Annotated in this window: 14 protein-coding genes and 1 tRNA gene; 7 read left to right on the top strand and 8 right to left on the bottom strand. The window is 68.2% G+C overall.

Annotated features, from left to right (window positions below):
• Window position 1: 1 nt before the first annotated feature.
• The 6 genes from OG289_RS22180 to OG289_RS22205 form a co-directional block, all read right to left on the bottom strand.
• On the bottom strand, window positions 2-2,218 hold the full coding sequence (locus OG289_RS22180) for a glycoside hydrolase family 3 N-terminal domain-containing protein (RefSeq protein WP_327315777.1): 2,217 nt from the start codon (window positions 2,216-2,218) through the stop codon (window positions 2-4).
• 248 nt (window positions 2,219-2,466) lie between these two features.
• Window positions 2,467-3,354: a carbohydrate ABC transporter permease gene (locus OG289_RS22185; protein WP_327315778.1), complete on the bottom strand. Its 888-nt coding sequence runs from the start codon at window positions 3,352-3,354 to the stop codon at window positions 2,467-2,469.
• Window positions 3,355-3,360: 6 nt separating this feature from the next.
• Complete coding sequence (locus OG289_RS22190) at window positions 3,361-4,350, bottom strand: carbohydrate ABC transporter permease (protein WP_442818936.1); 990 nt, start codon at window positions 4,348-4,350, stop codon at window positions 3,361-3,363.
• A gap of 34 nt (window positions 4,351-4,384) precedes the next feature.
• Window positions 4,385-5,683, bottom strand: a complete 1,299-nt coding sequence (locus tag OG289_RS22195) for an extracellular solute-binding protein (protein WP_327315781.1) — start codon at window positions 5,681-5,683, stop codon at window positions 4,385-4,387.
• Window positions 5,684-6,157: 474 nt separating this feature from the next.
• The gene (locus OG289_RS22200) at window positions 6,158-7,165 is read right to left on the bottom strand and encodes a LacI family DNA-binding transcriptional regulator (RefSeq protein ID WP_327315782.1); all 1,008 of its coding nucleotides are present in this window, start codon (window positions 7,163-7,165) and stop codon (window positions 6,158-6,160) included.
• Between the two features lie 188 nt (window positions 7,166-7,353).
• Complete coding sequence (locus OG289_RS22205; protein WP_327315783.1) at window positions 7,354-8,397, bottom strand: LacI family DNA-binding transcriptional regulator; 1,044 nt, start codon at window positions 8,395-8,397, stop codon at window positions 7,354-7,356.
• A gap of 300 nt (window positions 8,398-8,697) precedes the next feature.
• Here OG289_RS22205 and OG289_RS22210 point away from each other — a divergent pair, with 300 nt between their 5' ends.
• From OG289_RS22210 to OG289_RS22240, 7 genes are all read left to right on the top strand, one after another.
• Complete coding sequence (locus OG289_RS22210) at window positions 8,698-11,247, top strand: GH32 C-terminal domain-containing protein (RefSeq protein ID WP_327315784.1); 2,550 nt, start codon at window positions 8,698-8,700, stop codon at window positions 11,245-11,247.
• A gap of 1,157 nt (window positions 11,248-12,404) precedes the next feature.
• Window positions 12,405-13,643 carry an IS256 family transposase gene (locus OG289_RS22215; RefSeq protein WP_327315785.1) on the top strand — a complete coding sequence of 413 codons (1,239 nt, stop codon included), beginning with the start codon at window positions 12,405-12,407 and terminating at the stop codon, window positions 13,641-13,643.
• Between the two features lie 169 nt (window positions 13,644-13,812).
• The gene (locus OG289_RS22220) at window positions 13,813-14,037 is read left to right on the top strand and encodes a cold shock domain-containing protein (RefSeq protein ID WP_327315786.1); all 225 of its coding nucleotides are present in this window, start codon (window positions 13,813-13,815) and stop codon (window positions 14,035-14,037) included.
• Window positions 14,038-14,653: 616 nt separating this feature from the next.
• Window positions 14,654-15,112, top strand: a complete 459-nt coding sequence (locus OG289_RS22225) for a Tat pathway signal protein (RefSeq protein ID WP_327315787.1) — start codon at window positions 14,654-14,656, stop codon at window positions 15,110-15,112.
• 292 nt (window positions 15,113-15,404) lie between these two features.
• Window positions 15,405-15,480: transfer RNA gene (locus OG289_RS22230), tRNA-OTHER, on the top strand.
• A gap of 112 nt (window positions 15,481-15,592) precedes the next feature.
• Complete coding sequence (locus OG289_RS22235; protein WP_327315788.1) at window positions 15,593-15,925, top strand: hypothetical protein; 333 nt, start codon at window positions 15,593-15,595, stop codon at window positions 15,923-15,925.
• 104 nt (window positions 15,926-16,029) lie between these two features.
• A complete protein-coding gene (locus OG289_RS22240) occupies window positions 16,030-16,365 on the top strand; it encodes a deoxyxylulose-5-phosphate synthase (RefSeq protein ID WP_327315789.1) in 336 nt (111 codons plus the stop codon).
• Window positions 16,366-16,441: 76 nt separating this feature from the next.
• Here OG289_RS22240 and OG289_RS22245 read toward each other — a convergent pair whose 3' ends face one another.
• Both OG289_RS22245 and OG289_RS22250 read right to left on the bottom strand, forming a co-directional pair.
• Window positions 16,442-16,711, bottom strand: a complete 270-nt coding sequence (locus OG289_RS22245; RefSeq protein ID WP_327315790.1) for a hypothetical protein — start codon at window positions 16,709-16,711, stop codon at window positions 16,442-16,444.
• 739 nt (window positions 16,712-17,450) lie between these two features.
• The gene (locus OG289_RS22250; RefSeq protein ID WP_327315791.1) at window positions 17,451-18,503 is read right to left on the bottom strand and encodes a class I fructose-bisphosphate aldolase; all 1,053 of its coding nucleotides are present in this window, start codon (window positions 18,501-18,503) and stop codon (window positions 17,451-17,453) included.
• Between the last annotated feature and the right edge of the window lie 35 nt (window positions 18,504-18,538).

Here is an 18,538-nt window from a genome sequence, read left to right on the forward strand (position 1 = left end):
CTCAGGTCCGGATGCGGAATCCCGCGCTCAGCTGCTGCTCCCGTCGTGCGCTGGGGCCGACACGGAGTGCGAACTCACCTGGTTCGACCACTCGCCGGTTGTCGGCCGTGACGAGCGAGCACTGCGAGGCAGGGATGCTGAGGCGGACGTCCAGGCTTTCGCCGGGAGGGATCTCGACCTGGGTGAACGCCTTCAGCTCCTGCTCGGCCCAGGTGACGCTGGTGGTCAGGTCGCTGATGTATGCCTGGACCGTTTCCAGGGCCGGACGGCTGCCGTTGTTGGTGAGTCGTACCGTGGCGTTGACGGTGCCGTCGGCGAGGACTTCCGGGTCGTGCACGACAAGGTCGGAGTAGGTGACGGTGGTGTAGGTGAGGCCCTCGCCGAACGCGAACAGGGGGTCCTGGGTGAGATCCGCGTAGCGCTCCCCATGCTGGCCTCGCACCTGGTTGTAGAAGACCGGTTGCTGTCCGACGTGGCGTGCGAAGGAGACCGGGAGCCGGCCGCTGGGTTCGGCGAGTCCGAGGAGGAGTTCGGCGAGGGCGCGGCCGCCGCGCATACCCGGGTTGAACGCCTCGATGAGTGCTGCCGCGTTCAGCGCCGACTCCGGGACGGTGCTCGGCTTCGACTGGACCAGTACGACGATCATGGGTGTGCCGGTGGCGGCGACCGCGTCCAGCAGAGCGACCTGCCCTCCTTGGAGGTCGAGCGTGGCCGTCGAGCGCGTCTCGCCCGTGAGGGCGATGGTGTCCCCGACGACCACGACGGCGTAGTCGGCGGCCTCTGCCGCGGCGACGGCCTCCCGAAGCTGGGCCTGGTCGACCGGGGCGGGGGTGAAAACGGGCGGCAGTGGTTGACCGTCGGGCCCGGTGGACCACTCGGGGTCATGGGCGGGGCTTGCGATGTCGGCTCCGCGGGCGTGTGTGACGGTCCAGTCGGCGGGGACGACGGCGCGCAGGCCGTCCAGCACCGTCTCCACCAACTCGCGTGGATGTCCTTCGGGCATCCACGGCACCTGGCCGGTTGCACCCGCCCAGTCGCCGAGCATGGCCTCCGGGCTGTCGGCGTTGGGGCCGATGACCGCGATCGTGCGTGGCGTGCCCTGGCCTGTGGCGCGGCCGGTTCCGTCCGCGGTCAGCCCGCCTTCGAGGGGCAGGATCCCCTCGTTGCGCAGCAGTACGAGGGAACGTCGGGCGGTCTCGAGGTTGAGGTCGGCGTGCTCGCGGCAGCCGATCACCTGCGCCTGCCGCTCGGGGTCGGGGGCACGGGGGTCCTCGAAGAGCCCGAGTTCGAACTTCAGCCGCAGCACCCGCCGTACCGCGTCGTCGATCTGCTTCTCCTCGACCAGGCCGCGGGCGACCGCCTCCTGGGCGCCCTCGAAGAACGCCGGCGTGGCCATGATCAGGTCGTTCCCGGAGTTGACCGCGACCGCCGCCGCCTCGGCGTAGTCGGCGCAGGTCCGCTGGTCGTAGACCATCCGGCCGACGTTGTCCCAGTCGGTCACCAGCGTGCCGGTGAAGCCCCACTCACCCTTGAGCACGTCGTTGATCAGCCACTCGTTGGCGGTGATGGGCACCCCGTCGATCGACTGGTAGCCCAGCATGAAGGCGCGGCAGCCGGCCCGGGCCGCCCGCTCGAACGGGGGGAGGAACCACGAGCGCAGCTTGCGCGGGCTGAGATCCGCCTCGCTGGCGTCGCGCCCGCCCAGGGTCTCGGAGTAGCCCGCGAAGTGCTTGGCGTACGCCAGCACGGCTGTCGGGTCGCCAAGGCCCTCACCCTGATAGCCGCGCACCATCGCCGCCCCGAGTTCACCGATCAGGTACGGGTCCTCGCCGAACGTCTCGTTGATGCGGCCCCAGCGCAGGTCCCGGGTGATGCACAGCACCGGGGAGAACGTCCCGTGGATTCCGGTCGCCGCGATTTCGGTCGCGGCCGCACGGGCGACCCGCCGGAGCAGAGCGGGGTCCCAGGTGCAGGCCATGGCCAGCTGGGTCGGGAAGATGGTCGCGCCCGGCCAGAACGAGTGGCCGTGGATGCCGTCGTCGGCCGTCAGCAGCGGAATGCCGAGCCGTGTCCGCCGGGCCAGTTCCATGGCCTCCGGCATCTGGTCGGGAGACACATGCAGGACCGATCCGGCCAGCTTGGCCGACACGATGTCCGCCAGGTCCCCGTGTTGTGCGTCGAGCATCAGCAGCTGCCCGACCTTCTCCGGCAGGGTCATCCGTGACAGCAAGTCCTCGATTCTCGCTTCCACGGAAGCTTCCGGATCCAGGTACGCGGCAGAGTGGACCGGCTGTCCCACTTTGTTCTCCAAGAAATGAGTCGACACAGGTCAGAGAGTTGATTGGCGTCGGCGAGCGCTTCGTCGCGGGGACGCTGCCGCCTGCCGCGGCGGGGCTCGCGGGCCGTCCGCCCGCCGCACCGGGCGGGACCGGTGCGGCACAAGGCGGCGGGGTGGGAGCCGGGGTGTCACTTCAGGCCGGTGGTGGCGATGCCGGCCACGAAGTGGCGCTGGAAGAGGAGGAAGACGATCATCACCGGCAGCAGGACGATCACGGCGCCGGCGAGCAGGACGCCGAAGACGGTGAAGGACTGCCCGCTGCTGGCCAGGGCAAGGCCGACGGGGAGGGTGTACTGGCTCTCGGTCTGGGCCACGACCAGGGGCCACAGGAAGTTGTTCCAGGATCCGAGGAAGGTGATGATCCCGAGGGTGGCGAGGGCCGGCTTGGTCAGCGGCAGGATGATCTTCGCGAAGATGGCCAGTTCGCGGCAGCCGTCGACGCGGGCGGCGTCGATCAGCTCGTCGGGCAGGGTGGAGATGAACTGCCGCATCAGGAACACCCCGAAGGGGCCGGCCAGGAACGGCAGGATCAGTCCGAGCATGGAGCCGGTCAGCTGCATGTTGGATACCAGCACGTACAGCGGGACGAAGGTGACCAGGCCGGGGATCATGAGCGTCCCCATGACCAGCAGGAAAACGACGCGCTGTCCGCGGAACTCCAGCTTGGCCAGGGCGTATCCGAGCATCGAGCAGAAGATCAGGTTGCCCGCGGTGACGGCGAGGGCCACGATCACGGAGTTGGCGAACATGCTCGTGAAGTCCAGCTTGCCGAACAGTTCGCCGTAGTTGGCGGTCGTGGGCGCCGTGGGTATCAGGACGGGCGGGACCCTGCGGATGTCGGCCTCGGGTTTGAAGGAGCCGGACAGCATCCACAGGAACGGCGCGATCATCAGCAGCAGGGCGCCGGCGAGCGGCAGATACAGCCAGGGCCGGCCCCAGGTCCGGCGTATGCGGCGGCGCCTCAGGACGCGGTCCGTGCCCGGTTGTGCCGTTGGGAGAGTGGAGAGGGTGCTCATGGGTCGTCAGTCCTTGTCTCGCAGCAGCCGGAACTGCAGCACGGTCAGCGCGACGATGAGGACGAAGATGACGTAACCGGCGGCCGACGCCATGTCGTAGTTGCCGTTGCCGAACTGTTTGTAGGCGTACAACGTGGCCGACAGGGTGGAGTCCAGCGGGCCACCGCCGGTCATCACGAACGGTTCGTCGAAGAACTGCAGGTAGCCGATGCCGGTGGTGACGGCGGTCAGCAGCAGGGCGGGACGCAGGAGCGGGAAGGTGACGCGCCAGAAGCGCTGCCAGGGCCCGGCCCCGTCGAGTTCGGCCGCCTCCATCAGGGACTGGGGCACGGACTGGAGCCCGGCCAGCATGATGATCATGACCGTCCCGAGGTTGCGCCACACGGCCATCACGATCATGACGGGCAGGGCGAAGCGGGTGTCGGCCAGCCAGGCCGGGCCGTCGATCCCGAACCAGCCCAGGACGAGGTTCACCAGTCCCGAGCGCGGTTCCAGGAGCGTCTTCCACACCACGGCGACGGCCACGATGCTGGTGATCACCGGCAGGTAGAAGCCGACCCGGAAGACAGCACGGAAGCGTTGGATACCGCGGTCGAGGGCGACCGCCGCGGCGAGCCCGGCGGCCAGCGTCAGAGGCAGGGCCACCAGGACGAACACGGCCGTGTTGCGCAGGGCCGTGAAGAACTGATCGTCCTGGAAGAGCCGCACGTAGTTGTCGAAGCTGGTGAACGACACGTTCAGCGGAGTGCGCAGGTCGGCGCTCTGGGTGTCGGTCAGGCTCATCAGCAGCGACCAGACCACCGGCAGCAGCGTGAACGCCGCGAACAGGGCGAGGAAGGGTGCGGCGAGGATCCAGGCTGCCCGGGCCTGCCTGCCGCGCGCCGTGCTCCGGAGCACGGAGTGCCGGCGATCGGCACTCCGCTCCGACCCCTCGGTGCTCTGCCTGCTGGTGTCGCCCCGCCCGGCGGGGAGCGTTTTCGAGGACATGGATGTCATCCGTCCGTACGAGGGGTGCTCATTGCGACGACGCTCAGCGTCCGGTGCCGATGCTGGTGGCCTTGGACTGCAGCGCCTTCTGCACCTCGGCGACGGTGGCCTTGCCGAGGGACAGCTTCTCCAGTTCGGAGTCGATGACGTCGGCGATCTGCTGCCAGGTCGTGATGGCGGGCGGCGCCTTGCTGACCTCGAGCTGCTTGGCGAACGCCTTCATGTTCTCGTCCTCGCTCAGCTTCCCCTCCGACCACGCGCCGGGCGAAGCGGGCAGGCTGCCGGTGGCCTTGGCATAGGTCGCGAGGTTGGCGGGCTCGGTCAGGAACTGGGCGAACTTCCATGCGGCGTCGGGGTTCTTGGCATCCTTGAACACCGCCAGGTCGCTGCCGCCGGCGAACCCGGCGGCCTGCTTGCTGTACGGCACCGGCATGGTCTTCCACGTGCCGTCCAGCTTGGGGGCGTCCTTGTGGAAGCTGCCGCCGGCCCACGCGCCCTCCTGGTAGGTGGCGATCAGCCCGTCCCGGAAGGCCTGCACGTTGTCCGACCTGTCAGTCGGCGCCAGGCCCTGCTTCGGAACGCTTGCGTAGTACTCCAGCGCCTTGGCGACCTCGGGCGAGTCGAAGGTGAACTTCCCGGTCTTGGCGTCGTAGATGTCACCGCCCTGCTGCCACACCATCGGCACCCAGAAGATCCAGGAGTTGAAGCCCATCACCAGCCCGGTGGCGTGGCGCAGCTTGGGGTTCTGCTTGCCGGCGGTGGCCTGGATGGCCTTGAGGTCCTTCAGGTATCCGGCCCGGTCGCCGGCCGGGGCGCCCTTGATACCGGCCTTCGTGGTGATGTCGGTCCGGTAGTAGATCGCTTGGGTGTCGGCTATGAACGGGACGCCGTAGGACGTGTCCTTGTACTTGGTGGTGTCCCACTGGCCGGGGTAGAAGTCCGACGACGTGATCGACGTCGGGGAGACCTGGAAGCCGTTCATGGCGGCCATCTCTGCCATCCAGGTGGTTCCGACCACGGACATGTCCGGGGTGTTGCCGCCGGCGATCGAGGTGGTCAGCTTGTCGTGGGCGGCGCTCCACGGGACCGCGGTGATCTTGACGTCTGCGTCCGGGTTCTCCTGCTCGAACTTCTTGGCCAGGCTCTCAAGGGATTTGTCGGTGTCACCCATGGACCACATGACCACCGTCCCCTTGGCCTTGCCCGCGCCGATCTCGGCGGGCGCATCCTTGCCGGGGCCGGAATCCGCGCTCCGGCCGCAGCCGGTGGCCACCAGGGCGGCCGTGACGGTGACGCACAGGATCTGGACGGTTCTGGCGGTGTGACGGGTGGTGATACGCATGGCTCGGCTCCTTGCCGTGAGCGATAAGGGCGCGGGGGGCAGCGAAGGTTGGGAAGGGGCGGGCGCCCGGACGGGCCGGCCCACGAGTGGAGATCGTCTGTGGTGGCAGCGGCATCGGCGGGCAGCCGCAGGTCGCGGCTGGAGTGTCCGGCCCGGAGTGGGTAGCGGCCGGGCGGGGTGTGCCAGGTGTGCCGGATCGGGGAGGCGCCGACGGAAAGGGCACCTCGGCGATGACGCGTGAACACGGTTCCGCGTGGATGGTGGTGAAGCCGGCCGGAAGGTGAACAGGCCGTTCGGGGGCGACGTGTGGAGCGGCTTCAGGCAGAGCCGGACGACCTACCGGCCTGCCCGAGGGCCGGTTGGGTCGGTTTCATGGCCGGATGGAGTCCGTCCCCGCCTGCGGGGCTGGGCAGGACGGCGGAGACGGACGGTTCGGTGAGGCGCTGACATCGTGCGCGTCTCAATGACGCAGCGTCAGTTCGAGCTCGGCTTTAACGTCGAGCCACGGATCACGAGGCTGGTGGGAATGATGCACGAGGTGGCGGCCGCAGGCGATCCGCGCACGTGGTCCAGCAGCAGACGCGCCGCCGCCTCGCCCATCTCCCGCATCGGCTGGCGGATGGTGGTCAGTGCCGGATAGGTGTACGACGCCATCTCGACGTCGTCGAAGCCCACCACGGCGACATCCTGCGGAACCCAAAGACCGGCCTCGTGCAGGGCGGCGAGCACGCCGGCCGCCGAGGGGTCGTTGTGTGCGAAGACCGAGTCGAACTCCAGGCCGTCCGCCAGAGCGCCTGCGACCGCGCTCCGGCAGCGTTCGAACTGGAAGTCGCCGCAGATGATGCTGCGTTGGTCGATCTCGATACCGGCTTCCGCGAAGACATCCACGAAGCCGCCCAGCCGTTCCCGGGTGCAGCCGAACGCATCGGGGCCGGTCACGACCAGAGGACGACGGCGCCCGATGTCCAGCAGGTGCCGTGCGGCCTGCTCACCCCCCTCCCGGTTGGTGGTGGCCACGTAGGGGAATCCCGGCCTCTGGAAGCGGTCGTCGATCAGTACGACCGGCAGCCCCGCTTCGTGCAGTTCCGTGATGTATCCCAGGGCCCCCTCGGGCTCGATCACCAGCAGACCGTCGAACGACTTGGCGGCGACCTGTAGACCGAGCCTGCGCAGTGACTCCTCACCGCGGTTCCAGGTCAGCATGCGCAGCCCGAAGCCCTCGGCCTCCAACGTTTCGACGACCGCCTGCACGATGCCGGACCAGGCCCAGGCCAGATCAGGGACCAGCATGCCGATCATCTGTGTGGTGCCGCGTGCGAGACCCACTGCTCCGGCGCTCGGCACATAGCCGAGCTCCGATATCGCCTTGCGGACCTTCAGGACGGTGTTCTCGTTGATCTCGCCTTTGCCGTTCAGCACTCGCGAGACCGTCGTCTTGCTGACGCCGGCCCGTGCGGCCACGTCGGCGATGGTGACTCCCATGCCACCTCCTCTCACTCCACGCAGAGGCGGAAGACGTCCTCCCGCACCGAAGGACCGATCGTACAGAGATCGGTGGAACCGGTACCGGAAGCGGTGCCGGAACCGGTTTCGGTACCGGTTCCGGCAGTGAAGCACCGAGAAGCTCGACCCGTCAACACACCGGAAACAACTCGTTCACGGGGAAGTCGTCAGCCGTCCTCGGGAGCGGGGAGTTCACCGGAGCCGCGGGCGAGGTAGCGGGTGGGAAGCACGCGGTGACGGGCGGGGCCGCCCTCGCCGTCGAGTCGGTCGAACAGCAGGGTCGCCGCCTCCCGGCCGATGGCGGCGTGATCCTGGGCGATCACCGAGATGCCGGGTTCGAGCAGGTCGGCGAGGGGCAGGTCGTCGAAGCCGATCAGCGCCACGCGGCGCTGCAGCTGAAGCTCCTGCAGGGTCATGCGGGCCCCGATGGTCAGGAGGTTCTGGCCGGAGACGAGTGCCGTGGGCGCGTGGGCGAGGGCCAGAAGTTCGCGGGTGGCCTCCTGGGCGGCTTCCGCGCCGTGCAGGCCGCGCCTCACGAGAGAGGGGTGCAGGACGCATCCCACCTCGGCGAGCCCCTCCACGAACCCGGCGTGGCGCTCTTCGGCGGTCCAGATCGAGCGGAGATCCCCGAGGAAGGCGATGCGCCTGTGACCTGCCTCGTTCAGCCTTTTCACCGCCGCCCGCACGCCCGCGCGGTTCTCCACCGTCACGGTGTCCACCTGCGGCGCTGTGGTGCGGCGGTCCACGCAGACGACGGGTGTGCCGGCGCGGCGGGCCGCGTCGAGGTCGGTGTCGTTCTGTCCGGTGGGCACCACGATGAGGCCGTCGACCCGGCGGGCGGTGAAGGTCTTCAGCAGGCCGCGCTCCCGGACCGGGTCCTCGTCGGTGGACCCGGCCAGGAGCAGCAGGCCGCGCTCGGCGGCGGCGTCCTCCACCGCGCGGTGCAGCGCGGCGGAGAAGGGGTTGGCAGCGTCCTCCAGGACCAGACCGAGGGTATTGGTGCGGCGGTCGGCCCGGCGCAGGCTGCTGGCCGTCAGATCGTGGCGGTAGCCGAGCAGTTCGGCGGCGCGCGTCACCCGTTCCGCCAGGTCAGGGGTGACGGGCTTGCCGTTGACGACCCGCGAGACGGTGGCGATCCCCACCCCGGCCATGGTCGCGACGTCGCGCATGGTCGCCGGTCGCCGACCCGTGTCGTTCTGCTCGCTGGACAACGTTTTCTCCCGGGGATCAATGGCACTGTGCAGCCGCCCTCATCCTCGCATTCAGGAGTTTTCCCACACAGGGTCTGGACTTCGGCGACCCGTTGCCCGTACGTTCGGCGAAACGTTTCCAGTCGCTGGCTGGAGCTGCCTGTGCCGTGCTGCCCCCACAGCCGGGCTCGCCCGTGGCCTTGGACCAGGCCACAGCGGAGCCGCCGTCCGTACCCGCGCCCGACACGCGTCAAGCGCCACTCGTCACGCGTCAGTCCCCCTACGGCCGGGCCGAAGCCCGCACGCCTGCAAGGAGCCGCCATGTCCAGAACCATTCGTCCACGCCGCAGACTCCTGGCCGCACTGGCCGTCCTGTCCGGGCTCGGCCTGGTCGCCGCCTCTCCCGCCATGGCCGACACGCTCTACCACGAGCAGTACCGCCCACAGTTCCACTTCACCCCGGCCCAGAACTGGATGAACGACCCCAACGGCCTCGTCCACTACAAGGGCCAGTACCACCTGTTCTTCCAGTACAACCCGTCCGGCAACAGCTGGGGCAACATGTCCTGGGGCCACGCGGTCAGCACCGACCTTGTGCACTGGAAGCAGCTCCCGGTGGCCATCCCCCAGGACGACAAGGAGATGATCTTCTCCGGCAGCGTGGTGCTGGACAGGAACAACACCACCGGCTTCGGGACCAGGAAGAACCCGCCGCTCGTCGCCGTCTACACCAGCGCGCAGAAGGCTTCCGGCAAGCAGCAGCAGGCCCTTGCCTACAGCACCGACGGCGGCACCACCTGGACCAAGTACTACGACAACCCGGTGCTCGACATCGGCTCGAACAACTTCCGCGACCCCAAGGTCTTCTGGTACGCCCCCACGCAGAGCTGGCTCATGGCAGTCTCCCTCGCCGACCAGCACAAGATCTCCTTCTACAGCTCGGCCGACCTCAAGCACTGGACCCACCAGAGCGACTTCGGCCCGGCCGGCGCCACCGGCGGGGTGTGGGAGTGCCCGGACCTGTTCCCGCTCCCGGTCGACGGCAACACGAAGAAGACGAAGTGGGTCCTTGCGGTCAACCTCAACCCCGGCGGCATCGCGGGCGGCTCCGGTGCCCAGTACTTCGTCGGAGACTTCGACGGCAAGAAGTTCACCTCCGACGACTCCGGCACGTACACCCCGCCGAGCGGCACCGTCATGCAGGACTTCGAGTCCGGCTCGTTCGGCGACTGGACGGCCACCGGTAACGCGTTCGGCAGCGCGCCGGCGACCGGGGCGGTGGACTGGCAGTCACAGGTCACCGGCATCGAGGGCAAGGCCTTCGCCAACAGCTTCCACGGCGGCGACGCCTCCACCGGCGCCCTGACCTCGCCCGCGTTCACGGTGACCAGCGACTACATCAACTTCAAGGTCGGCGGCGGCAACCACCCGTACGACCCCGACGCCGTCCTGGGCGACGAGCCGGCACCCACCGGTGAAACCCTCGCCGACTTCGAGGGCAGCACCTACACCAGCCCCATCGGCGACTGGACCACCACCGGCGACGCCTTCGGCACCGGACCGGCCCAGGGCACCCTCCCCACCCAGGGCCAGGTCTCCGGCTACCTCGGCAACGGCCTGGTCAACAGCTTCCTGAACGGCGACGCCTCCACCGGCACCCTCACCTCGCCGGCCTTCACCATCGACAAGAAATACCTGGACTTCCTCATCGGCGGCGGCTATCACCCCGCGAGCTCCGACGCACCGACCGCCGTGGAGCTCATCGTGGACGGCAAGGTGGTGCGCTCCGCCACCGGATCCAACGGCGAAGCCCTGAACTGGGCGTCGTGGGACCTGTCCGACCTGCAGGGCAAGCAGGCCCAGCTCAAGGTCGTGGACGACAACACGGGCGGCTGGGGTCACCTCAACCTCGACCAGGTCGTCCTCTCCGACACCCAGGCGAAGCCCCCCTCCATCGAGACCGGCGTCAACCTGCTGGTCGACGGCAAGGTCGTCCAGAGCGCCACCGGCGCCGACTCCGAGAACCTCGACTGGGCCGCCTTCAACACCACCGCCTACAAGGGCGAGAAGGCCCAGATCCAGATCGTGGACGCCAACCCCGGCGGCTGGGGACACGTCCTCGCCGACCAGTTCACCGCCGCCGACAAGCCCGCCCTGAACACCACCCAGCGCGCCCACTGGCTCGACTACGGCGCGGACTTCTACGCCGCCAACACATGGAACGACGCACCCAACGGCCGCCGCGTCATGGTCGCCTGGATGAACAACTGGAACTACGGGCAGGCCATCCCCACCAGCCCGTGGCGCAGCGCCGACACCTTCCCCCGCCAGCTCTCCCTGCAGACCGTCAACGGCAAGGTCCAGCTGATCCAGCAGCCGGTCCGCGAACTGACCACCCTGCGCGGCACCGGCACCCGGGTGCCCAGCACGCGCGTCGCGAACACCACCGTTCCGCTCTCGGTGCACGGCAGCACCCAGGAACTCCAGGCCGACCTCACCGCCGGCACCGCCGACCGCTTCGGCCTGGACGTCCGTACCGGCAGCGGGCAGCGCGCCCGCATCGGCTACGACACCGCCACCGGCGAGGTCTACATCGACCGCACCGCCTCCGGTGCGACCGACTTCGACCCCACCTTCTCCGGCGTCCAGCGCGCCCCCCTCGCGCTCGACGGCGGCCGGCTGAGCCTGCACGTCCTCGTCGACGCCTCCTCCGTCGAGGTCTACGCCCAGAACACGCGCGGCGAACAGGTGGCCCTCACCGACCAGATCTTCCCCGACCCCTCCAGCACCGGCGTCGACGCCTTCGCCGAAGGCGGCACCGCCACCCTCGACCACATGCAGGCGTGGCAGCTGAAGTCCATCTGGCCGTGACGAGCCTCGGGTCCGTGCGCCGGACGGCCAGAAGCGGCTTCCGGCGTGCGGCTCTCGGTGAGACAGACGCCGCGGAGCCTGAAAGCAATTGCCGCGGGGCCATTGCCTGTTCCACCAACAGACCTTGTCAGGGCCTGCACCTCTTCGCTGCCACGATCAGCTGACCCGGCACGACTCGCATCCCTCGCCGTGCGTGAGCCATGCGTGAGCGGACCGTCCAGTACGGGGCGTCATGAGCGGGATCGAGCAAGAAACCTCGCGGCGCTGACCATGGGAACGCGCCGTCACCCAGCGTCCTGCGTGGGAACCCTGGGCGACTCCCCCGGTTCCGTCCCCCTCTCGCACGGCCGCCGTCGGCACGCCCCCGTCCGCATCGGCGCCCTCGAGACCGACAAGGACCCCGCGGTCGTCCTCCACAACGTCCCCTCCGACCGCCTGCCGGAGTCACGCGCGCCGGCGTCCGCAACGGATGACCGAAGCCAACGACGAGCGGGCAACCCGGAAGGCTCTCTCGACGACGGCCGAAACGCTGGTTCAGCCGACGCCGACAGGCTCCCTGACGTCTGCGGCTGGGAGCCGCCGATTCCCTCCCACCGAAAGGTGCGGTGGGGGAAGGCGTTGACCAGGCTCCAGGAGATCTTCTCCGTCAGCAACCACTTGGCGCCGACGCCTCGATAATCTCCGGCAGTCGCCACGGAACTCGTCGCCGTTCGGAGCGAGGTGCTCCGGAGGATCACCCCGGACGACTTCGAGGGCTGGGGCTGGCCGAGCTCGCACCGCCTCCGTCGTGATCTCAATCGACCACCACTCCGGCAGTGGCCTCGGGTGCGTCTTGGCCTCCCACGGCTGAGCCCGAGCCGCTAGCCTCTGCTCAGCGGCCTCTACAGGGCTGCGTAGACGGCCGAGGGCGCTCGATCCCTGATAGGGGCGGGGCCTTTGTCGCCCCCAAATGGTCTGCGGTGCTCACCGCTTCGGTGACCCCAGCTGGCCTCAGCCGACTCCCCCGCCCTCGTTCCCCGTCTGGGTTACGTCCAGGGAAGTGGTGTACGGGTTCGACCTGATCCGGGGGTTTGCTCCGGCATCGGGATGGTGCCCGCATAGATGAACGGCCACCGGCTGATCTTCGAAGTGTCGAAGCCTCGAAGGAGATCAGCACGATGACCGCACCTGACAGTCTGCCCCTGCACGCCCTCGCCGAGGACAACCTCGCCGCGGCGAGTCCCGATCTGCTGCGCGCGATGATCAAGACGTTCGCCGATGCGCTCATGTCCGCGGAGGCCGACGCCCTCTGCAATGCCGAATACGGGCAGGTCAGCGACGAACGCGTCAACCACCGCAACGGCTACCGCCCACGCGAGTGGGACACGAGGGCCGGCACCGTCGAACTGGCCGTCCCCAAGCTGCGCCAGGGCAGTTACTTCCCGCACTGGCTCCTCGAACGGCGCCGCCGGGCCGAGCAGGCCCTGATCTCGGTGGTCGCCACCGCCTACCTGCTCGGCGTCTCCACCCGCCGAGTCGAGAAGCTCGCCGAGTCCCTCGGCGTCACCCAGCTGTCGAAGTCGCAGGTCAGCGCGATGGCCAAGCACCTGGACGAGCAGGTCGCCGCGTTCCGCAACCGGCCCCTCGACGCCGGACCCTACGCGTTCGTCTGGGTCGACGCACTGACCCAGAAGGTCCGCGAGGGCGGCCGCATCATCAACGTCCACGCGCTGATCGCGGTCGGAGTCAATGCCGACGGCCACCGCGAGATCCTCGGCATCGACGTCGCCACCGCCGAGGACGGTGCCGGCTGGCTCGCCTTCCTGCGTTCCCTGACCGCCCGTGGCCTGTCCGGCGTCCAGCTGGTCGTCTCCGACGCCCACACCGGCCTGGTGAACGCGATCGGCGCTGTCCTGCCCGGCGCCTCCTGGCAGCGATGCCGCACGCATTACGCCCGGAATCTGCTCAGCCAGGTGCCGAAGTCCGCCCAGCCCTGGGTGGCCACACTGCTGCGGACGGTCTTCGAACAGCCCGATGCCGACGCCGTCCAGGCCCAGATGCGACATGTGCTGGACGCGATGGAGGCCAAGTTCCCCAAGGCGGCAGCCCACTTGGACTCCGCCCAGCACGAACTGCTGGCGTTCACCGCGTTCCCCCGCGAGATCTGGCGGCAGATCTGGTCGAACAATCCGCAGGAGCGACTGAACAAGGAAATCCGCCGCCGCACCGACGTGGTCGGCATCTTCCCCGACCGCACCGCCCTCATCCGACTCGTCGGCGCGGTGCTGGCCGAGCAGAACGACGAGTGGACCGAAGCCCGCCGATACATGGGACTCGACCTGCTCGCCAAGACCCGCCTCCACCCGATCGAGTCACAAACCGACGACACCGTCCTCCCGACCGAACTCACCGCATAACCTCAAAACGAGATCACCGAGTGGCCGTCAATACACCACTCCAGCGGACGTGACCCCCGTCTGCTTCCCTCGGCCGCAGGTCAGGCCCGGAGCAAGCCCCAGATGCCCTGAGCTTCCCAAGCTGAGGTCCCCGATACGTCGGCGCAGCCGGCACCCGTAGAGTCGCTGCATGGTGACTGCGACTGTCCGTGAGTGGCACGACGAGGAAGGGTGGGGGGTACTCGACTCTCCCGAGACACCCGGCGGTTGTTGGGGCCACTACGCCGACATCCGGACGAAGGGCTTCCATACGCTGTCGCCGGGACAACGTGTAGATCTCCAATGGGAGGCCCCTGGCTTCAAGCAAGACGGCTACGCCTACCGGGCAGTGAACATAGTGCCTCGGCCCGCCTGACATCCACATCTGACATCAACAACGGCAGACAGCAGCAGCTACGAGCGGCCCCTGACGGCCATGCCTTCCAGGCATTCGAAGCTCCTGAAGCCCCGTTGATCGAACTCCTAAAGCGGGTGTCGCAGGTTCGAATCCTGCCGGGCACGATGCTTTACGCCGTTGACCTGGGGTTTCTCCCCCGGGAGGCACGCTGGTCGGCCTCGGACTTCTCCGTCCGGGGCCGTTTTGCGTGAGCGGGCAGGCGTTCCCGGGGGCCCTCGCCGACCACAGCCGGTGCCGTTCGCATACCGTCTTCCACGGGCCGACCGTTCGGGCAGGTCCCGCCACCGCACTCCGGTCCGCACTCGGTGCGCAATCCCGTCAATCCGGCCTGCCGCCCGAGCTACACCCTAGGTTGTACACCGGTAACCACACTGGTTGTAGACGAAGTTCAAGTCCTGGGTGGACGAAAGGGAATAGCCCCCCAGCTACTTTCGATCCAGCCGGGCAACATCGCCTCGGGCGCGCTCCAAACACTGCCCCTTGAGACAGTCTCACCGGGCAGGCGACCGTGACCGTTGCCCGAACGCGCCGCGTCGGGACGTTCCCGTCACACTCTCACTTTCAGGAGACGACCATGGCACGAGGCATGCCGTTCATAGGCACCCGGAAGAAGCTCGCGGTCGCGGCCGCCGCCGCAGGACTGGTCCTGGCCTTCTCCGGCCAGGCTCAGGCCGCTGACTATGAAAAGTCCACGGCCGACGGCTGCGCCTCAGTCGTCGGCGCCTACGACTATCAGCGGGTCGGGACGGCCGGAGGCTACCCGCTCTACAACACGAGCTGGGACTTCAAGATCTGGGACAACTGCTCCGACGGCAGGGGCGCGGGGCTCTTCACCACGTACCAGAAGTGGGAGAGCGGAGAGTGGAAGTACCACTCACTCACCAAGCTCGGCAGCGACACCAACGGTTTCAACAACACTCCCGGCTATGCCAAGGACGGACGCGGGTACAACGTCCGCGACGTGGGGCTGTACGTCTGCTTCATCGAAGCTGGGGGTTACGCCAACTGGAATTCCTGCAGGGGGCTGCTCTAGTGTCCTGCGCCGGAAGTTCCTAGGCAGTTCTGGCTGAGCCGCGGACGGTCAACACGCCTGGCCGACGGCGAAAATCCGGCCGGCGAGACGAGATCGATCTACCAAAGGATTTCGGGCGCAGGACACCAGCCAGCTCCTTGTAGATCTTGCTGGGCTCGCGTGCGCCAGTGCCCGCTCCACCGTGGGTGAGAGCACCGGGCGCGTGAGCGAACAGTCCGGCACGAGGTGCCAACGAGCGGGACTGAGCACAATGCCGCGTGGCGCTGATCAGGTGCAACAACTCCACACGGCGGCCTCCGGCATCCCCCGGCAAGGATCCAATCCCACTCCTAAAGCGGGTGTCGCAGGTTCGAATCCTGCCGGGGGCATAGCAAAACGCCCGGTCAGAGGCCCTTCCGTCCGAGGGGCGGAGGGCCTTCGTACTCGCAGCACACATATGGCACCTGTGCGGCTGCGGGCAGAGGTGGGGAGCTGTGCGAGATGCCCGCGAAGGACGAGCCGGCCCGGCGCCCGTACGAGAAGCTGGTCGACCGCTTGGAGGGCCTGATGCGGGCTTCACTGAAGCCTCGCTACCGGGGCTACCACGGGCAGCTGATCCTTAGCAGCGGCGATCTTGAGGAGATGGGCGAACCGAAGGACGTCCGTCGTGCTGCACGCGAGGCGGGCCGTCGTCTCGGCCGGCACCCGAAGACCCACGTCGTCGACGCAAGACTCTTCGTGTATGACGACCGCGAGGTCCCCAGGGATATCAGCGAGCTGGCCGCGGGGGATGCTGCTGACGCCATCGACGCAGCACTCCGAGGCGGCGAGTAGAAGCAAGTACGGTCGGCCGTCGCTGCCCCACCGTTACTGAAGAGCCTGTACAGCATGCCGGAAATCTGTCGAGCCCGACCCTGCGGCGGCTCTACCCTTGCCGCATGGCCCATGGAAAGACCTCGTACGTTTGCCTGCCCTGCCGGGCCTCGTACAAGCAGACTTACCCTGGCTACCACGGCCACGACCGGGTCTGTCCACGCTGTGCCGAACCACTGATCCACGTCGGCTCCGCCTTCGCGGCGCCCAAGAGGCGGGACACCGCCGCCTGGCGCACCCTCTCCGTACTGCTGCACGCCGGTGTGCGCTTCCACAAGAGCTGTTGCGGCGGCCCCGGCTACCGCCCACGCACCCTCAGCGAGGTGCGCGAGCGGATGGCCTACGCCCGGGCCACCGGAGAACCGTTCGCTCAGGCGTTGGTCCGCCGCGACCTGCCCTAGCAGCCCGAAAGCAGGGCGCTCCGCCGCGCCGCAGAAGCGACCCCTGCTGTCATGCACAGCACGCGTAAGGCACACATCACGCCGCGGGATCCTCCAGGACGGCCACGGCCACGGCCTCGGCAGTCTTGCGGGCCTTCTTCTCCGCCTTCTCCAGCTTGGCCTTCGCCTTGGCCAGCTGCTTGGACCGGCGCTTGTGCATCTTCTTCGAGACCTCGTCCAGACGGTCCGGGAAGAAGTGCCCGTGGCGTCGGATCACATCCTGGGTCTCCTCGGCGGATGCGAAAACCCCGTGCCGCCGCGTGGTGTCGATCTGAGTCCGCAGGTCCCACTGGTAGCTGATGGTCACGTCGTCAGCCCTCAACCGTGTCTCGACACGCGCCTGCTGCCTGGACGGAGGCCCAATCGCGGCCACGGGAGAAGAGGTTGGACGCTGCCAGGTGTTCTGGTTCAACGATGTCCAGGCTGCTCATGCAAGGCTCCGCAGTCCGACTTCCAGGGCGAGTGTGTCGCACACCAAGTCGGGCACCACGGGGGCACGCCCGGCGCGGTCGCGGGCCTGGGCCAGGGCGTCGAAATCAACGTAGCCGAGGTCCACCAGCAGCGACTCTCGCAGTGTCGTCCAGGAGCGGAAGTCCGTATGCGCGCAGGACCGACTCCATGACCGCGAGGAAGTTCTCCGGCTCGGCCGGGGACGCCACGGACTCGGGCAGCCTGGCGTGCCGTAGGCGATCGCGGAACATCGCCTTGCCGCGCCTTGTGCTCGTGGGGCAGCCGTTCCCTGAAGCCGACCACTCGAGGAGGGACGAGCGGGGCGACAGGCCAGACACCGGCTTAGCCGCTCGCGCCCTCGGGCACGACGGGTGTCGCAGGTTCGAATCCTGCCGGGGCACAACGCGATACCGCTCTCACCTGGGGCTTCTTCCCCAGGGGGCTCCTACTCGGCCTCGGACTCCTGGTCCGGGGCCGAGTGCGTGAGCGGACGGAGAGTTGATCTCCGAAATTTCTCCCAACGGATCAGCATCATCCGGCACGGACTCCGGGCCGGGATGCTCCGCGTCGTCGGGCTCGGCCTTGGTGAAGTTCGGTCAGGCCACAGTGACGCTGTTGTCGAGGTAGACGTCCTGGACGGCCTGGAGGAGTTCGATGCCCTCCTCGGTGGGCCGCTGGAAGGCTTTGCGGCCGGTGATGAGCCCGGTGCCGCCGGCCCGCTTGTTGATCACCGCTGTCCGTACGGCCTGCGCGAGGTCCCCTTTTCCCGCGGAGGCGCCGCCGCTGTTGATGAGTCCGACCCGGCCCATGTAGCAGTTGGCCACCTGCCAGCGGGTGAGGTCGATCGGGTGGTCGGTGGTGAGCCTGTCGTACAGGCGTTTGTCTGTCTTGCCGAAGTCCAGCGCGGGGTAGCCGCCGTTGTTCTCCGGCTGCTTCTGCTTGACGATGTCGGCCTCGATGGTGACGCCGAGGTGGTTGGCCTGACCGGTGAGGTCGGCCGACACCGAGTAGTCCACGCCGTCCTTCTTGAACGCCGCATTGCGCAAGTAGCACCACAGCACGGTGAACATGCCCAGTTCGTGGGCCCGCGCGAAGACCTCGCTGGCTTCCTGCAGCTGGCGGTCCGACTGCTCCGAACCGAAGTAGACCGTGGCGCCGACACCGGCCGCGCCGAGTTCGAAGCACTGCTCGACGTTGCCGAACATGATCTGGTCGTAGTGGTTCGGGTAGGTCAGCAGCTCGTTGTGGTTGAGCTTCACGATGAAGGGGATCTTGTGGGCGTAACGCCGCGACACGGCTCCGAGCACGCCGAGTGTGCTGGCGACCGCGTTGCATCCGCCCTCGACGGCGAGTTCGACGATGTTCCTGGGGTCGAGGTAGCGGGGGTTGGCGGCGAACGCCGACGCGGCGGAATGCTCGATGCCCTGGTCGACCGGCAGGATCGACACGTACCCCGTGCCGGCCAGCCGGCCGTGGTCGAAGAGGGACTGCAGGTTGCGCAGCACCCGGGGCGAGCGGTCGGTCGCGGCCACGGTCCGGTCGACGAAGTCATGACCCGGGAGTACCAGGTCCTCCTTGGGAATCCCGTGGGCGGTATAGGTCAGCAGATCCCCGGCCTCGTCGCCCAGCAAGCCTTGTATGTCGGTCATCAGCTCACCTCTCCGGTCGTTCGGAAGTGCCAGAG

This window comes from Streptomyces sp. NBC_01235 (assembly GCF_035989285.1).
Lineage (GTDB): Bacteria > Actinomycetota > Actinomycetes > Streptomycetales > Streptomycetaceae > Streptomyces.